This window comes from Millisia brevis NBRC 105863 (genome assembly GCF_001552615.1).
GTDB classification, from domain to species: Bacteria; Actinomycetota; Actinomycetes; order Mycobacteriales; family Mycobacteriaceae; genus Millisia; species Millisia brevis.
Genome location: NZ_BCRN01000001.1, coordinates 143,721 through 160,151, shown reverse-complemented (window position 1 = coordinate 160,151; position 16,431 = coordinate 143,721). Strand labels below are relative to the sequence as shown.

14 protein-coding genes and 1 tRNA gene are annotated in these 16,431 nt (G+C 68.3%); 3 read left to right on the top strand and 12 right to left on the bottom strand.

Going from position 1 to position 16,431, the window contains the following annotated elements; all coding sequences use genetic code 11:
* Positions 1-3 precede the first annotated feature (3 nt).
* The 5 genes from MB1_RS00705 to MB1_RS00685 form a co-directional block, all read right to left on the bottom strand.
* Entirely contained in the window at positions 4-1,491 is a 1,488-nt protein-coding gene (locus MB1_RS00705; RefSeq protein WP_066902708.1) for a peptidoglycan D,D-transpeptidase FtsI family protein, read from the bottom strand.
* Complete coding sequence (locus tag MB1_RS00700) at positions 1,488-2,891, bottom strand: FtsW/RodA/SpoVE family cell cycle protein (protein ID WP_066902705.1); 1,404 nt, start codon at positions 2,889-2,891, stop codon at positions 1,488-1,490. Before MB1_RS00700 ends, MB1_RS00705 begins: the two co-directional genes overlap by 4 nt.
* Positions 2,891-4,384: a PP2C family protein-serine/threonine phosphatase gene (locus MB1_RS00695; protein WP_066902703.1), complete on the bottom strand. Its 1,494-nt coding sequence runs from the start codon at positions 4,382-4,384 to the stop codon at positions 2,891-2,893. The genes MB1_RS00700 and MB1_RS00695 overlap by 1 nt, the downstream gene beginning before the upstream one ends.
* Positions 4,381-4,845 carry an FHA domain-containing protein FhaB/FipA gene (locus MB1_RS00690; protein WP_066903397.1) on the bottom strand — a complete coding sequence of 155 codons (465 nt, stop codon included), beginning with the start codon at positions 4,843-4,845 and terminating at the stop codon, positions 4,381-4,383. The genes MB1_RS00695 and MB1_RS00690 overlap by 4 nt, the downstream gene beginning before the upstream one ends.
* A 198-nt stretch (positions 4,846-5,043) precedes the next feature.
* Positions 5,044-6,438 carry an FhaA domain-containing protein gene (locus tag MB1_RS00685; protein ID WP_066902701.1) on the bottom strand — a complete coding sequence of 465 codons (1,395 nt, stop codon included), beginning with the start codon at positions 6,436-6,438 and terminating at the stop codon, positions 5,044-5,046.
* A 208-nt stretch (positions 6,439-6,646) separates the two neighbouring features.
* Between MB1_RS00685 and MB1_RS00680 the strand changes: the two genes are divergently transcribed.
* Together MB1_RS00680 and MB1_RS00675 are read left to right on the top strand one after the other, a co-directional pair.
* Positions 6,647-6,729, top strand: a tRNA-Leu gene (locus MB1_RS00680).
* 258 nt (positions 6,730-6,987) lie between these two features.
* Positions 6,988-7,638 carry a DsbA family protein gene (locus MB1_RS00675; protein WP_066902699.1) on the top strand — a complete coding sequence of 217 codons (651 nt, stop codon included), beginning with the start codon at positions 6,988-6,990 and terminating at the stop codon, positions 7,636-7,638.
* Positions 7,639-7,647: 9 nt separating this feature from the next.
* Here the strand turns inward: MB1_RS00675 and MB1_RS00670 are convergent, their stop codons facing one another.
* The 6 genes from MB1_RS00670 to MB1_RS25930 all read right to left on the bottom strand — a co-directional run bounded on the left by MB1_RS00670 (position 7,648) and on the right by MB1_RS25930 (position 12,687).
* A complete protein-coding gene (locus tag MB1_RS00670) occupies positions 7,648-8,268 on the bottom strand; it encodes an Rv2732c family membrane protein (RefSeq protein WP_157083835.1) in 621 nt (206 codons plus the stop codon).
* 81 nt (positions 8,269-8,349) lie between these two features.
* A complete protein-coding gene (locus MB1_RS00665) occupies positions 8,350-9,291 on the bottom strand; it encodes a M56 family metallopeptidase (RefSeq protein WP_066902695.1) in 942 nt (313 codons plus the stop codon).
* Positions 9,288-9,650 (bottom strand): BlaI/MecI/CopY family transcriptional regulator, encoded by a 363-nt coding sequence (locus MB1_RS00660; protein WP_066902693.1) that lies wholly within the window; start codon positions 9,648-9,650, stop codon positions 9,288-9,290. Before MB1_RS00660 ends, MB1_RS00665 begins: the two co-directional genes overlap by 4 nt.
* 74 nt (positions 9,651-9,724) lie before the next feature.
* Positions 9,725-10,462 (bottom strand): M23 family metallopeptidase, encoded by a 738-nt coding sequence (locus MB1_RS00655; protein WP_245649961.1) that lies wholly within the window; start codon positions 10,460-10,462, stop codon positions 9,725-9,727.
* A 71-nt stretch (positions 10,463-10,533) separates the two neighbouring features.
* Positions 10,534-11,490, bottom strand: a complete 957-nt coding sequence (locus MB1_RS00650; RefSeq protein WP_157083834.1) for a hypothetical protein — start codon at positions 11,488-11,490, stop codon at positions 10,534-10,536.
* A 228-nt stretch (positions 11,491-11,718) separates the two neighbouring features.
* A complete protein-coding gene (locus MB1_RS25930; RefSeq protein WP_066902689.1) occupies positions 11,719-12,687 on the bottom strand; it encodes a hypothetical protein in 969 nt (322 codons plus the stop codon).
* Positions 12,688-12,981: 294 nt separating this feature from the next.
* On the opposite strand from MB1_RS25930, the gene MB1_RS25925 reads away from it, so the two are divergent.
* Positions 12,982-14,256 (top strand): HNH endonuclease, encoded by a 1,275-nt coding sequence (locus MB1_RS25925; protein WP_169801574.1) that lies wholly within the window; start codon positions 12,982-12,984, stop codon positions 14,254-14,256.
* Here MB1_RS25925 and MB1_RS00635 read toward each other — a convergent pair.
* Complete coding sequence (locus MB1_RS00635) at positions 14,195-16,363, bottom strand: MMPL family transporter (RefSeq protein WP_066902687.1); 2,169 nt, start codon at positions 16,361-16,363, stop codon at positions 14,195-14,197. The genes MB1_RS25925 and MB1_RS00635 overlap by 62 nt on opposite strands.
* Between the last annotated feature and the right edge of the window lie 68 nt (positions 16,364-16,431).

Below are 16,431 nucleotides of genomic sequence, written 5' to 3'. Positions count from 1 at the left end.
ACCTCACCTCCCCTGCAATCCGGCCGCGATGACGGCGCGACCCACCGGGGCGGCCACCGACCCGCCCGTGGCGGCGAGCGCGCGGTCACCGCCATCCTCCACTATCACGGCCACGGCCACCTGAGGGTTGTCCGCCGGTGCGAAGGCGATATACCAGGCATGCGGCGGGGTATTACGGGGATCCGTACCATGTTCCGCCGTACCGGTTTTCGAGGCGATCTGCACACCGGGGATCTGCCCGACGCCGCCGGTGTGCTGCTCGGAACCAATCATCAGACTGGTCAAGGTCGACGCCACCTCCGGGGAAATAACCTGACCGGGCGACTCCGGTGTCGTCTGGGACAACGTGGACAGGTCGGGTCCCTGCAGCTCGGACACCAGCTGGGGCTCCATCCGTACACCGCCGTTGGCGATCGTCGCGGCGATCGAGGCGTTCTCCAAGGGGGTCAGCGCCACATCGCGCTGACCGATGCTCGACTGGCCGAGCGCCGCGCCGTCCTCGATCGGACCGATCGTGCTGCCGGTGACCGGGACCGGGACGTTCATCGGCTGATCGTCGATCCCGAAGGCCTCGGCGGTCTGGCGCAACTGATCGGCGCCGGTGCGGATACCGAGCTCGACGAAGGCGGTATTGCAGGACCGGGCGAAGGCGTCGCGCAGCGAGGCCGTCGCACCGCCGCCGCAGGAGCTGCCGCCGTAGTTCTCCAGGGTGGTGGTCGTATCGGGCAGGGTGATCACCGGCGCCGCGGTCAGCTGATCGTCGGGGGTCGCGCCCTGGGCGAGCGCCGCTGCGGTCACGACGACCTTGAAGGTCGAGCCGGGCGGATACGTCGCCTGGGTGGCCCGGTTGAGCAGCGGATTGCCCGGGTCGTTGGTCAGTTCCTCCCAGGCCTGCGTGCTCTCGGCTCCGTCGTGCGAGGCCAACCGGTTCGGGTCGTAGCTCGGCGTCGAGGCCATCGCCAGGATGTTGCCGGTCGACGGTTCGATCGCGACCACCGAGCCGGTATAGCCGCGCGAGGTCAGCTCGTCGTAGGCCACCTGCTGCATGGCGGGGTTGATCGTGGTGACCACGTTGCCGCCGCGCGGATCGCGGCCGGCGACGGTGTCGAGGAAGCGCTTGCCGAACAGCCGGCTGTCCGAGCCGTTGAGGATCGAGTCCTCGGTGTTCTCGATCCCGACCGAGGAGTAGAGCATCGAGTAGAAACCGGTCACCGGGGCGTTCGCCAGTGGGCTCGTATCGCCCAGGGCGCTCGCCGGGTAGGTGCGCAGATATCGGTAGCGGTTGTCGGTGGCGACCGACACGGCCAGAACCTGACCGCCCGCGGAGATCTGGCCGCGCTGGCGGGAGTATTCGTCGAGCAGGACCCGGGAGTTGCGCGGATCGGAGCGCAGGCTGTCCGCCTTGATGACCTGGATATACGTCGCGTTGAGCAGCAGCGCGATCACCATCACCATGACGGCCAGCGAGACGCGGCGCAGGGGGGTGTTCACGTCCGCTTCACCCCCGTCGAGGGTTCGCGGGCCGCTGCCGAGATCTTGACCAGCAACGCGAGCAGTAGATAGTTGGCCAGCAGGGAGGAGCCTCCGTACGACAGATAGGGCGTGGTCAGACCGGTCAGCGGGATCAGCTTGGTCACGCCGCCTACGACGACGAAGACCTGGATGGCCACCGTGCAGGCCAGGCCGGCGGCGAGCAGCTTGCCGAAGCTGTCGCGCACCGCCAGGGCCGCGCGCAGGCCGCGCACCACGAAGATCAGGTAGAGCATCAGGATCGCGGCCAGGCCGATCAGTCCGAGTTCCTCACCGACGGTGGCGACGATGAAGTCGGTCTTGGCGAAGGGCACCTGTTCGGGGCGCCCGCTGCCCAGGCCGGTACCGGCCAGACCGCCGGTCGACAGGCCGAACAGCGACTGCGAGATCTGGTAGCCGGTGCCCGCATAGTCCTGGAAGGGATCGAGCCAGGTCTGCACCCGCACCCGAACGTGGCCGAACAGGTTGTACGCGAGCACGAATCCGACACCGAGCAGGGCGGCGCCGACGATCACCCAGCCGACCCGCTCGGTCGCGATGTACAGCATCACGACAACGGTGCCGAACAGCAGCAGCGACGAGCCGAGATCGCGTTCGAAGACGAGCACGCCGACCGACATGATCCACGCGAGGATGATCGGACCCATATCGCGGGCGCGCGGCAGGTCGATGCCCAGCACATGCTTGCCCGCGGTGGTGAACAGTTCGCGTTTGGCCACCAGGACCGCGGCGAAGAAGATGATCAGCAGGATCTTGGAGAACTCACCCGGCTGAATGCTGAAGCCCGGCAGTCGGATCCAGATCTTGGCGCCGTTGACCTCCGAGTAGGCCGACGGCAGCAGCGCCGGGATCATCAGCAGGATCAGTCCGCCGAGCCCGAAGGTATAGCCGTAGCGGGCCAGGGTGCGGTAGTCGCGCAGCCCGATCAGCACCACCAGGAAGCCGGTCATCGCCAGCGCGGTCCACAGGATCTGCTGGGTGGCGTCGGGGGAAGGGATCGGCAGACCCTCGTAGCGGGCCTGGTTCTGCTCGGCGAGGTCGAGGCGGTGGATCAACACCAGGCCCAGACCGTTGATCAGGGCGACGATCGGCAGCAACAGCGGATCGGCCCACCGCGCGAAGCGGCGGATCGCCAGGTGCGCGATCAGCACCAACACCAGATAGGCCAAGCCGTACCTGGCGAGCGGCCAGCCGATCACCCGATCCTGGCTCATCTCCACCAGGATCAACGAGATCGTCGTGATGGCGACCGCGGCCGCGAGCAGAACGGCCTCGACATTGCGCTTGTCGGAGATGCCCGGCGCGGGGGCGAATCCCCCGGCCGGGCTCGGGAACTGTCCGGTGGTCGACGGGGAAGCCATTACCGGGTCGCCCTACAGGTGGTGCCCTCGATCTGCGGCACCGGCGTCGACGTCGGGGTCAACTCCTCGGGCGGAGCCGGGGGAGCGAGAGCGGTCTCCGGCGGCAGCGCATTGGGATCGACCGGGGTCGGCGCCGCGGCGGTCGGCGGAGCGGGCTGTGCGGCCGGGGCGGCCTCGGTGGTCGGCGACGGCTCCGCGCTCGGGGTCGCGTCCTGCGTCTGCTCCTCGCCGGTGGTGCACTCCGGCAGGAGGTACTCGCTGACCAGACGGTTGTACTGATCGCGGGCGCCCTCGCGGCTCGAGGACGGCAGGCGGTTCTGCACCTGCTGGCGCCCGGCCTGCTGCAGATCGTCGAGGCGCAGTTGATCGCAGGAGTTGGAGCCGGCAGCGCTCAGGCGCACCGAGTCCTCGCCGACCAGACACCCGACCTCGGCGACCGTCGTCAACGACAGCCCGAGGAAGGACTCCGGCAGACCCTGCTTGATCACGACATTGCCGTTGTTCTCGCCGACGAAGAAGTTCGACCGCATCAGATAGTTGGCGGTGACCGTGCCCGCGCCGGCCAACACGACCACCGCGAGGAAACCGGCGATCCACAGCCGCAGTCGACCCTTGCGGGGCGGCTCCTCCTGGGGACCGACCACCAGCGGCTTCGGCCGGCGTTCCTGCTTGGGCCGGATCGCGGCGGCGCGGCCGGCGGCGGTATTCGGCGGCGGGGCGTCGTCCTCGTCCTCGCCGGAGGCGGCGCCCCCGACGATCGGATGCGAATCGCCGTAGTCGAGGTCGATCACGTCCGCGACGATCACCGTGACGTTGTCGGGTCCGCCGCTGCGCAGCGCCAATTCGATCAGCCGATCGGCGCACTCGTCGCAGGCGCCCTCGCGCATCGTATTGGCGATCGTCTCCTCGCTGACCGGATCGGACAGACCGTCGGAGCACAGCAGGTAGCGATCGCCGGCTCGCGCCTCGCGCAGGATCAGCGTCGGTTCGATCTCGTTGCCGGTCAGCGCGCGCATGATCAGCGACCGCTGCGGGTGGCTGTGCGCCTGTTCGGCGGTGATGCGCCCCTCGTCGACGAGGGATTGGACGAAGGTGTCGTCGCGGGTGATCTGGCTCAGTTCGCCGTCGCGCAGCAGATAGGCGCGCGAGTCGCCGATGTGGACCAGGCCGATCTTGCGGCCGGAGAACAACAACGCGGTCAGCGTGGTGCCCATGCCGTCGAGTTCGGGGTCCTCCTCGACGTGGTGGGCGATCGCGTCGTTGCCGTCGCGGGTGGCCTGCTCGAGCTTGCCGAGCAGATTCTCGCCGGGTTCGTCGTCGTCGAGATGGGCCAGGGCGGCGATCATCAACTGCGAGGCGACCTCGCCGGCCGCATGTCCGCCCATACCGTCGGCCAGGGCGAGTAGACGCGCGCCGGCGTAGACGGAGTCCTCATTGTTGGAACGGACGAGCCCGCGGTCGCTGCGGGCCGCGTAGCGCAGAACAAGGGTCACGGGCGCAGCTCGATTACGGTTTTGCCTACTCGTACGGGGGTACCCAATGGAACCCGAACGGCCGTCGTGACTTTCGCCCGGTCCATATAGGTGCCATTGGTCGAACCGAGGTCTTCGAGATACCAGTCGTGCCCACGTGGCGACAGCCTCGCATGCCGGGTCGACGCGTAATCGTCGGTCAGTACGAGCGTCGAATCGTCCGCGCGGCCGAGCAGCACCGGCTGGGTGCCCAGCGCGATACGGGTCCCCGCCAGCGCGCCCTGGGTGACGACGAGGTACTTGGCGACCTTCGACTTGCCGAAGCTCGGCAGACCCCGCCCGGAGCGCTTGTACGGCGCCGGCGCGCGCATGCCCGAGGCCGCGTACACGTCGGCGCGCAGGGTACGTACGACGTACCACACGAACAGCCACAACAGGATCAGGAAGCCCGCCCGAGTGAGCTGCAGAATCAGGCCCTGCACGGCGCGCACCTCCCTTGGTAGTCGGGACCACACGGGTCCACCCGCTGCATCATATGCGGCTGATTCGCCATCATATGGGGATGATTCGTCGATACGAACAGCAGTGGGTACAGCACTGTTCGCGGCGTGTCCCGACCCCGCAGGAGACCGCGGGCACCGGCGGGTGCCGCGGGAAGACGATAACCGGTCGCGACCGGCTCAGCCGATGCGCACCACGATCTCGGAGTGCCCGGCGCGGATGATGTCGCCGTCGGCGAGCTGCCAGTCGCCGACCTGCGCACCGTTGACGGTCGTGCCATTGGTCGACCCCAGATCGGTGAGCATGGCCACCCGGCCGTCCCACCGGATCTCGAGGTGGCGACGGGAGATGCCGGTATCGGGCACGCGGAACTGGGCATCCTGACCGCGACCGACGATGTTCACACCCTCGCGCAGCTGGAAGTACCGGCCGCTGCCGTCCTCGAGCTGCAGTGTGGCGGTGACCACCCGGCCGGCCTGGGCGCCCGGGTAGTTGCCCTGGTAGCCGCCGCGGCCGTAGTCGGGCTCGCGGGCGGCCGGCGGGGCCTCGTAGGCGGGCTCGGCGTACGCCTGGCGGTCGTAACCGCCGTCGCGGTAGTCGCCGCCGCGGTCGTAGCCGTCGTTCTGGTAGCCCTGGTCGTAGCCGTTGCCGCCGCGGTAGGCCGGCTCGCCGTAGCCCTGCTCGTAGGCGCGGGGCGGAGCCTGCTCGTACTCCGGGCGGCCGTAGGCCTGTCCCTGATCCTGGTACGGGCGACGACGCGGATCGTCCTGGTAGCCCTGCTCGTAGCCGCCGCGATCGCCGTAGCCGTTGTCGTACTCGCGGTCGTAGCCGCCGTAGCGCTGTTCGGGGTAGCCGCCGCGGTAGGCCGGGTCGTAGCCGCGCTGATCGTCGTAGGCCTCGGCCTGGGCGCGGGTACTCGGCGGCTGCACCCGGTTGCCCGGATCCTCCGGCGGGTAGTCGTCGTACTGGGCCGCCCCACTGTAGGCACGTCCGTTCTGGTGACCTTCGGACGATTGGCCTTGGTTCTGGGACATGCTGCCGGCTCCTGGAATCGGATCTTGGGGTTGTTCTGGTGGGCGGGGACTCGGTTCTTCTTGTTCGGGCACGCGGACCAGGGAACCCAGGCTGGGTTCGTTGGGCTGTCTCGTACGTGTACCCGGACGCGCCGGAGCCTCGTCCGGAGCCCGGCTAGGGTACTTGGCTTCGGAATCCGCCGCACTACTGGTACGGAACATTCCGGTGTGCAGACCGCCGGCGGGCTCGAATCTGACCTGGACGTCACCCGGAGTTGTCCAGCCCTGCTCGCGGATGTGGTCCTGCAGGTGGCGGGAGAACGCCTTAGTGGTCAGCTCGCGATCCTCGGCGAAACGCTCGTGGTCGGACTCGCTGATCGTGATCACGTACAGGTTCGGTGCGATCGAGCGGCCGTTCTCGTCGTGCTGCAGGCTGTCGGCGGCCTCCTGCCGCAGTGCCGCCTCGACCTCCTGCGGGAGAACGCCACCGCCGAAGACCCGGGCGAAAGCGTCACCGACTGCGGACTGAAGTTTGCGTTCGAAACGCTGGACCATGCCCATCGGGTCACTCCTTCCCACCGTGTTCCGACCATGCCGACGGTATCCCGCCCACCCGGGTCGTCCGCAAGGGGACGCGCGCGTGTCGGCAGGGACTTACCGTCCACGCATGATATACGTCTGGGGCTGAGCACCCGTCGGTCCGTATGCCCATTCTGACACTGATTTCGGAACTGGCGGCGGGTCGTGTTAACGTTCAGCAGTTCCACTCGGGCGAGTGGCGGAATGGCAGACGCGCTGGCTTCAGGTGCCAGTGTCCTTCGGGACGTGGGGGTTCAAGTCCCCCTTCGCCCACTGCGACGGTTCGACCGTCGGTAGACACAGTGAAAAGCCTGCGGACCACCACGGTCCGCAGGCTTTTTTGTTGTCCGACAAGGCCGCCCGTCGCCGGACGGTGATCTTCGATGCAGTTTCGTTATCTCGGGGTGTCGCCCCGGGCGAGTCGGAACCGGAAAAAACTATGGAGTGTAGTTTTTTGGGTGGGCCCTCCGGATACGCATCGGTGCGGGGAGGCCCGATAGCCGGAACCGATCGTGAGGAAGTGCGCACCGGATGAAACTGTCGAAGGACGTCACGGTTGCCGTCGGGCTGGTCGCGATCGCCGTGATCGCCATGGCCTGCGTGCTGCTGCTCGGGCGAAGCGATGACACCCCTGTCGCCGCGAATGATCGTTCCGCGGTGTGGACCGACGACATCCGCACCCTGACGACCTCCGACGATCGGTCGGTCGAGCTGGTGGAGTTCCTCGACTTCGAATGCGAGGCGTGCCGGGCGATCTATCCGTATATCGAGCAACTGCGCGCCGACTACGACGGCCGGATCAACCTCGGTATCCGCTACTTCCCGATCCCGAGCCATACCAACTCCGAGTTGGCCGCTCGCGTCGTCGAATCGGCGGCCCGGCAGGACCGGTTGGAGCAGATGTACAAGCGCATGTACGACACCCAGGCCCAGTGGGGTGAGTCGAGCCAGTCGCAGGAGGAGCTGTTCCGTACCTTCGCGGTCGATCTCGGACTGGATATGGAGCAGTTCGAACGCGATCTGGTCGACCCGGCGGTCGCCGAACGGGTCCGCCGCGATTTCGATGCCGGTCTGGCCCTCGGCGTTCAGGGCACCCCGACGCTCTTCCTCAACGGCGAGATGCTCACGATCGGCACCTACGACGAACTGTTGGCTCGCATCGACGACGCGTTGGGCGCCTGACCGAGTCGATCAGTCCGTCTTGTCCGCCTCGGCCTCGGAGACGATCTTCGCGGGCGCGACCGGCGGCGAGAGGCGGTAGTTGAAGCCCTCGGGCGCCTCGGCGGCGGCGATCCGGCGAGCATGCTCGGCCTCGTACATCGCCGCGGAGCGACGGGAGGCGATCGTCGCCCAGTTGAAGGCGAGCACCATCACGGCGAGCCAAGCCAGTGGCAGGCCGATGCCGATCCCCGGATTGCCGGACGCCGGATCGATCGTCTGACGCGACCAGATCGCGAGCAGACCGAAGACGATCGAGACGGTGCACCCGGCCGCGGTCACCAACGCCACCGGCCAGATCCGGGTGACCAGGCTCAGGATCGACAGCACGATGCCGAAGCTCGCGGCCATGATCACGAAGACCCGCGAGGGCAGCGTGATCGTGTCGGCGACCGCGGCGGGCGCCGAGGCGAGGACCTGCCAGCCGTTTGCTCCGGGGCTGAGCGGCAGTGCGAACGATCCCGCCAGGACCAGCACCGCCACGGCGATCACCAGGGCCCGCGGCCCCGGATCGATCGACCCCGCCAGGGAGCGTTCGGTGACCGCTGCATCCGCCAGTGGGTCGCCGGTTCGTTTCGTCCCGTCATCGACCACCGCTGAAGCCTCCGTCGTTGTTGTGAACATATGGCAGTACCGACCAGTGTCCGCTGTTCGGGCGACGGCCGGACATGTGGGTCATCCGATGAACGCCGCGCAGATCATCGCCGACAGTCCCGCGACCGTGCCCAGCGCGATACCTGCGGGCAAAACCCACATCAGCACCGCCGCCACGACGCCTCCGAATCCTCCCCGACGGTCGACCGCCGGCGAAGCGAGGGCGTCGAGCCGGGTGGCGACCTGCGTGCCGATGGTCAACACCCCGGCCGGGGCCGGTTGTCCCTCGGGGGACAGGGTGGCCAGCGCGGATCGCACGGTCGCGGCATCGGTCGCGCGGGCCGCACGGCGGTCGGCCTCCAGTTCGACGAGCGTGCGGATCGCCGCGGGCGCCCGGGAGAACAGTGGCAGCACGGGCAGGGCCGCGGCGAGCGTCTCGCTGACGGACACGATGTGGTGATGGCGGCCGCGCAGATGGGCCCGCTCGTGGGCGAGGACCGCCGCCCGTTCGTTGTCGGTGAGGCGTTCGGTCAATCCGGCGGAGGTGACCACATAACCGGGTCGGCCGGCGACGCTGTACGCCAGGGGCAGCGGATGGTCGAGCCAGATGACCCCGTCGACCGGACGGGCGATCACCGACAGGACATCCCGATGATGGTGATGCAGGCGCGCACGCACCCCGGCGTCGCGGCGGGCCGCCCGCACGAGCCGGACAGCGAGCACGGCACATACCGGCAGCATCAGCGCGGCGACCACGCGAGCGGTGCCGGTCGGCAGTGCGTGCGAGAGGGTGCCGGCGCACAACAGAATCGCGTCGACGAGCGACTCGACCATCGGATGACGCGGCCAGGCGGAGACGATCAGGGCCGCTCCGGCGAAGACCGGCACGCCCGCGAGCGCGGCGAGCCAAGCGGTCATCCGGGTGCCCGGTGAGGTACTCCCCAGGGCCGGCGATTCGAGCAGTTTCGGGCCGGCGACAGCGATCAGGATCGCGGCGGTGCCGAGGATGACGGCAACGGTCATGGCTGATCCGACTCCCCGGACAGGCCGCGGCGCAGGATGTCGGATTCGCGTGCGGTGGCGGTACGGGCGAAGTGCAGCAGCACCGCGGCGGGGTCGGCGCTGCTGTCGAGCAGTTCGCGGACCGCACGGGCCGTGGCGGCGGCTCGGGATTCGGTGGCGGTATAGAAGTAGGCCCGGCCGCGCTTCTGTCGGGACACCCACCCCTTGTCGTGCAGGTGGGTGACGACGGTCAGGACCGTTGTATATGCGAGGGACTTGTGCCGTTCGAGCCGGGCGACCAGGTCGTGCACCGACTGTGGCTCGTCGGTGGACCACAACTCGTCCATGACGAGGGCTTCCAGGTCACCCAGACCCTGCATTGGCTCACCCCGATGGTTGCGACCGGCTCGTGTCGATGTGGCGCCTCGAAAGTGCGCCGCGTCGCCCGTCCTCGTCAGACGGCGGCGTCGGAGGGCAGGCCGATTCCTCGTGCATTCAACCACGCCATCGGCGCGGTCTTACTGCCGTCGGCCTGCCACACCTCGTAGTGCAGATGCGGTCCGGTCGACTGGCCGCGGTTGCCGACCGTGGCGATCGTCTCGCCGGCGCTGACCCGCTGACCCACGCTGACCAGGGCCTGATCGATATGTCCGAACACCCCGATGGTCCCGTCGTCCTGCAGGATGCGCACCCACATCCCGAAGCCGGACGCCGGCCCCGCATCGATCACGGTGCCGTCGGTGACCGACACGATCGGGGTCCCGATGGTGTTCGCGATGTCGAGACCGTAGTGGGTGGTGCCCCAGCGCGGCCCGAAGCCGGAGGTCACCGTGCCGGACACGGGGAAGAAGGTGCGCGGTCGCATCGCCTCGGCCTCGGCCGCCGCGCGTTCGGCGTCCCGCACGGTGGCGCGGCGGAGGCTGTCGAGCAGTTCGGCGCCGGGGCCCGTCGCGACGACCGGAAGGATCTGCGCGGGTGCGGGCGGCAGCAGTCCGGCGGCGTCGACGGCGTCGGCGGCCGGGATGGGATCGGTCGGCGGCGTGCCGGCCGGATCGGCGACCTCCTCGACGTCCCGGCTCTCGCCCGGCAACGCGCCGGCGGTCGTGGTGGCGGCCGCGAAGACGGCGCCGAGCGCCAGCGAGACGCTCAACGTTCGTTCCCGCCGCACCGACGGTTTGCGATGGTGAGCCACAGTAGGTCCTCGTGGTCGGCTGGTCGCCGCGTCGAAATCACGCGGCGATAACGGTCCCGGCCACATTACTACTATTCGGGATAGTTTTTCGCTGTGGGTGGGTGAGCCGCCACCGATCGCCGGACTGTTGCGATGGCCGTGCCGTCGCTGGATGCGGGTCCACCGAGGCGGATGCCGAGGCCGACCCCGGCGACCATGCCGATGGCCAGCAGTCCCCACGCCTGCAGAGTCACCATGTCGGGCGCGACGATCGACTGGCCGCGCAGCGCCTGCCAGGTGACCAGGCCGGTGGCGGCCAGCCAGGCCGCCGCGAGCACGGTGATCAGGGTGGTCCGTACGTGTTCGGTCAGCCACGGTCGCCGCGGCGCCAGGCCGGCCAGCAGGAGCGCGACCAGCGGAATGATCTGCAGGGCGTGCATTCCCACGAAGTGGCCGATGCGCAGATCGCCGTACTCGGTACTCCATCCCAGCAGCGGCAGGCCGGGGCCGCCGTCGACCGCACCGACGGTATGGGCGCCCATCGCATCGACCGTGCCGCCGGCGTCCTCGGTCGCCAGCTGTTGCGCGGTCGGTGAGGTCATCAGGAAGGCGAGGCCCATGCCGACCAGTCCGATCACCACGCCCCAGCGGATGGCATGCCGGAGGGCCCGATCCGGAATGGTGACGCGGAACAGCAGGATGCTCAGGCCCAGGGTCAGCAGGTAGAGCGCGACAACCGAACCCGCCATCGCGGAGTAGACGGTGCTGTCGAAGGTGGACTGCTGATTGAAATGGCTCGACGTTCCGCGCAGCACCTGGACGGTGATCGCGACCATCTCGACCGCGAAGGCGGCGACGATCCCGATCGAGGCGATCGACGCGATACGGCGGGGCCGCCCGGTCAGGTACGACAGCAGCCACGCCCACACCACCCCGTAGAGGGCGATCGAGATGCCGAACTTGAGCGGCTTGGCCCAAGCCGGCGCGCCGGTGATCATGCGGTCGTCGATCGCCAGGCCGATCACCGCGATCACGCTGTAGGTGGCCATGGCGGCCGCCATCCACAGCATCGGGCGGTCCCAACCGGCGAACCGACTCGTTCGCTCGGAAGGATGTTCGGGCGAAACGGTTTCTACGCGTGGGCTGGTCACGAGCTTCCCCCTGCCGAGTGGCCGATACCGGGGTCGACGCTACGGGCGAATCGGACTGGGCTCCATCGGGGAATACCCCGGTCTTCACCCTGAGGCGACCCGCCCGACCACCGTGGTCCGCATCGTTCAGTCGGCGTCTCGCGCGCGGGCCGAGGTTTCTCGGACGCGCGCCAATTCCGCACTGGCACTGCTGAGTTCGTCCGCGGCCTCGGCCGCACGAGCGGTAGCCGCGGTCGCCGCCGCGCGGGCCTGCTCGATGCGCTCGATCAGGTCGGCCAGATCGCTCTGCAGGTGTTCGAGCGCGCCCGCGGTGGTGCGAACCTGTGCGTCCGCGACCGCCTGCTCGAGCTCGGCCCGGCCGTACCGTTCGGTTGCTGCGAACAGGGCCTGTCGGGCTGTTTCCCGCTGCTTCTGTTGGGCTGCTTGTGCTTTCCTTTCTGCGTCTGCGTCTGCGTCTGCGTCTGCGTCTGCGTCTGCGTCTGCGTCTGCGGTGTCGGCTGCCGCGGCGGCGCCGTCGGATATCGCTCGCTCGTCCCGATCGGGCGCGCCGTCTCCCACCGACCCGGCGGTCGGGTCTTCCGGCGTGCTCGGATGCCTGGTCGCCGTGGCGGCTTCCAGGTCGACCTCGCCGAATCCGGAGTACTGCAGCGTCCGGGTCAACTGTCCGGACGCCACCGCCCGGGCGGCCGCCTCGTCCGCGACTGCGGCGGTCAGGGTCTCCTCGACGTCGCGGACCAGTCCGGCGCCCACGGCGATGCCGGCGTCCTGCGCGATCCGTTGGGCATGGCGCACCAGGGTCGCGATCGCTCGGCGTCGGTCGGTCCCGAGCGTCCGCATGCCGGCGGTATCCAGCGCGAACTGGGCGGCGCGCAGCCGGGTGCCGAGTTCGAGCAGGCCGGCCAGGTTGCTCTCCGGGTCGGTCGCGAGCCGGTTGACCACCCACGCCCCTGCGGTCGGTTTGCGCAGCTCGCCGATCTGCTTCGCCAGGTCGCGGTCCCCTCCGGAGCGGGCCCGCTTGGCCAGTTCCGTCCGTCGGGCGACGAACTCCTCGCGGGAGCCCGCGTACAGCTCGGTCGCCACCTGGTTGAGATCCACGCACACAGTGTGCGTGGTCGGTTCCGGCGCTCTGCGGTGCGAGTCGGGTCCACCGTCGGTGGGCCTCGGTTCTCGGCTCGTTCGATCCGCTGCGTCATATCGGCTCGACTCCCTTCCGTGTCGCTCGAATGTTCGATTGATCCGCAACGTACTCGCCCGCACCGACAGCCGGCGATCCGCGATTCGATTGCGCTCCTGCATTTTCCACAGGTGCGGAGTTATCCACAGATGAGAGACGGCTCTGGCTTGTTGTCGGTCGGATCGGATAGTGTCGAACACATGTTCCCATCGGAGATGCCTGTGTTACCGGGTGCGGTGACCCCCGAGGTGCTCGACACCTGGATTGCCGCGCTCACGCGATCGGCCGGGCCGGGTGACGATCACACCCGTATCGACGCGTTGGCAGCGATCTCCCGGTTGACGGCCGCCGCCGCCGGATACGCGGCAGCGGTCACCGCGGAGTTCGTCCGCTCCCAACGCGGCGTCACTCACCGCGCCGAAAAGGTCGAACGGATCAATCGCAGCATCAACGCTCAGGTCGGGATGGCGCGGCGGGAATCCCCGCACGCCGGTGGTCGCCGAGTCGGGTTGGCGATGGTGCTGACCACGGAGATGCCACACACGTTCTCCGCGTTGCGGGCGGGGCGGATCGACGAATGGCGCGCGACGATCATTGCCCGTGAGACCGCGTGCATCTCGCGGGAGGATCGAGGCGCGATCGACGCGAGAATCGGGGCCGACCTCGACCGGCTCGAGTCGCTGTCGGTCCGACAGTTGGAGAAGGAGATCCGGGAGTGGGCCTACCAGGCCGACCGGGAGGTATTCGTCAGGGCCGCCGAACAGGCCGTGAAGGATCGGCGGGTCTCCCTGCGGCCACTTCCCGGTGGGATGGCCCGACTCTCGGCGACCGTCCCCCTCGTGGAGGGAGTCGCCGTGTACGCCGCCCTGCGGCGCGCAGCCGACGCGGCCCCACACACCGGTGACGAGCGCTCCGGTGGAGCGATCATGGTCGACACCCTCGTCGACCGGGTCCTGCACACGACCACGCCTGCGACCGGAATGCCGGTGGTGCCGGTCGAGGTGAACCTCACGATCTCGGACACCACGCTGTTCGGGCGTGGGAACGAACCGGCCCACTGCGAAGGGTTTGGGCCGATCCCCGCCGACCTCGCCCGCGATCTGGTCGTGGCCGCCGACGCCGAAGGCCTCGCAACTCTGCGCCGGGTGTACACCAATCCGGTCGGGATCGTGGCCATGGAATCGCGCTCCAGGTGTTTCCCGGCCGGATTGGGGCGGATGATCCGCACCCGGGATCGCACCTGCCGCATGCCCTACTGTGATGCGCCGATTCGGCATATCGACCACATCACTCCCGTCGCCGCGGGTGGGCCGACCACGTTCGCCAACGGGCAGGGATTGTGCGCGGGGTGCAACCACGCCAAACAGCCGTCCGGATGGGTGACCCGAACCGTTGCCCATCCCTCCGGACGACACGCGGTCGAGACCATCACCCCGACCGGACATGCCTACCGGAGCGTGGCGCCTCGGCCGCCGGGAGTGCCCGCGTGATGCCCCATGTCGGAAGTCGCCAATTCCACCGTCCCATCATCGCGACCGTGGCCGGGACGAGAATCGAGCGGATGATGGTGGCATCGATCAACAGCCCCAACGCCATTCCCGAGGCGAATACCGCCACGTCCAGTTCCCCGCCGGTGGTCATCGAAGCGAAGGAGAAGAACAGGATGAGGGCGGCTGCGCTCACCAGGCGTCCTGTGCGTCCGACGCCGCGGATCACCGCTTCCCGCGTGGAACCGGTGGCGTCGTACTCCTCACGCATGCGCGAGAGGATGAAGACCTCGTAGTCCATCGTCAGACCGAAGAGGAACGCGAAGATGGTCAGGGGGACAAAGGTTCCCACCGTGCCGTCCGGTTGAAGCCCGAAGATGGCCTCCGTACCCCAGCCCCACTGCCACAGGATGACCATCGCTCCCAGAACGGCACCGAGGGACAACAGGTTCAGCAGAATCGCCTTGATGGGCAATACCAACGAACGGAACGCCACCGCCAGCATCATGAAGGTCACGAATCCCAGCAGGGTCAGCACCAGGGGGAACGTGCCGTAGGCGGCGTCGATGTAGTCCATCTGCTGGGCGACATTGCCGCCGACCATCGACCCGTCCGGTGCTGCTGCGATGACCCGATCGATGGTCGCCCGCCCGGCCGGAGTTCCGCCCTCCTCGTAGGGAACCACCGTGACCACCGCCGAGCCATCGCCGAGCCACGACGACTCCCGGGACCACAGGACGGTACGAACGCCCGCAACACCTTCGAGGGTCCCTACTACCGTCGGTGCATCGGTGGCGTCGTCCACGAACACGTCGAACGAGGTGAGGACTCCGGCCGGCACACCGGTGTCCTCCAACTGCGTCAGGCCTTCTCGCCCCGGTCCCGACTGGCTGAGGTTCTCGGCGGCCGGCAGGTGGAGGTTGATGGTCGATCCCGCCACGGCCAGTGCCAACAGGGCGGCGGTACAGGAGACGGCTGCGATCCAGCGATACCGAACGATCAGCTGCGCCCAAGCCGTCCAGGCGCGACCGGCCTTCTCCTCTCGCCGGTCGTGGCGTTCCGACTTCTCGGGATTGCGATCGAGACGACGCCCGGCGGCGGAGAGCAACACGGGAAGCAGCACGATGGCCGCCAGCGCGCTCGCCGCCGCGACCGCGACGCCGCCGATGGCGAGACTGCGCAGTAGGGGAATCGGCAGGATCAGCATGGTCGACAGCCCCAGAGCCACAGCGCCGCTGCTGAACAGAATGGCGTGACCGGAGGTGTCCATGGCCCGGTGTACCGCTTCGTCGCCCCGATAGCCGTGTGCGCGTTCCTCGCGCCACCTGATGACCAGGATCAGTGCGTAGTCGACGGCAATACCGATACCGAACAAGGGGACCATCTGCAGAGTTGTTTCGTGGATGGGCACAAATGGTGACACCAGGAACAGTCCGATACAGGAGACCGGTAGCGCCACCAGGGCGATCAGTAGCGGCACAGCCGCGAGAGCGGAGCGGAAGACCCACGCGAGCACGATCAATGCGGCCACGATCGTCATGGCCAGTTTCATGGCGACGTTCAGGCCTCCGGTGTCCGACCCGGTCGCGAGGGTGTCGAGGCCGGTAACCGTCAGCGTGGAGCCTGCGGGGAGTCGACCCTCGAGAGCATCCATGATCTGTTGGTCCAGGACGATTCCCTCCCCCAGCGCGCTTCCGGGGATGCCCCCTTGCGATACATGCGGGCCGTACACCAACGCGAACGTCGTGCGGTGGTCGTTCCCGATGAACACGGCGTCCGAGGTGTTTCCGTAACTTGCCACCCGGGCACCGGTGCGGGATTCGATGGCGGCGAATCCCGCCGACAGATCTGCCACGACGTCGGGAGCGCGCGCATCGGTTCCCTCGGGCAGGACGATGACGGGGATGATCGGGCGCTCGTAGCCGCCGGTACCCAGGTGGCGATCGATCGCCGCGTTCGCCTCGTATGCGGGTAGGCCCGGATATTCGTTCCGCTCGGAGATCTGCGGTACCAGCAGCAGGACGCATCCCGCTCCGGCCATCATCAGGGCGAGCGCGACGATGACGACCGTTCGCGCATGATTCAGGACAACACCCGAGAGAGTTTTCATAGGGCAAGCACAACAATCCGTTCTTGGGCGGATGTGTGGTGCTTCTTGGATTCCTCTGTCACAGAGTT

Coding starts and splice junctions, on each gene's coding strand:
- MB1_RS00700 (WP_066902705.1), bottom strand. CDS start 2,891: ATGGCTTCCCCGTCGACCACCGGACAGTTCCCGAGCCCGGCCGGGGGA.
- MB1_RS00650 (WP_157083834.1), bottom strand. CDS start 11,490: ATGGCCACCTACAGCGTGATCGCGGTGATCGGCCTGGCGATCGACGAC.
- MB1_RS25925 (WP_169801574.1), top strand. CDS start 12,982: ATGCCTGTGTTACCGGGTGCGGTGACCCCCGAGGTGCTCGACACCTGG.
- MB1_RS00675 (WP_066902699.1), top strand. CDS start 6,988: ATGAAACTGTCGAAGGACGTCACGGTTGCCGTCGGGCTGGTCGCGATC.
- MB1_RS00685 (WP_066902701.1), bottom strand. CDS start 6,438: ATGGGCATGGTCCAGCGTTTCGAACGCAAACTTCAGTCCGCAGTCGGT.
- MB1_RS00660 (WP_066902693.1), bottom strand. CDS start 9,650: ATGCAGGGTCTGGGTGACCTGGAAGCCCTCGTCATGGACGAGTTGTGG.
- MB1_RS00635 (WP_066902687.1), bottom strand. CDS start 16,363: ATGAAAACTCTCTCGGGTGTTGTCCTGAATCATGCGCGAACGGTCGTC.
- MB1_RS00665 (WP_066902695.1), bottom strand. CDS start 9,291: ATGACCGTTGCCGTCATCCTCGGCACCGCCGCGATCCTGATCGCTGTC.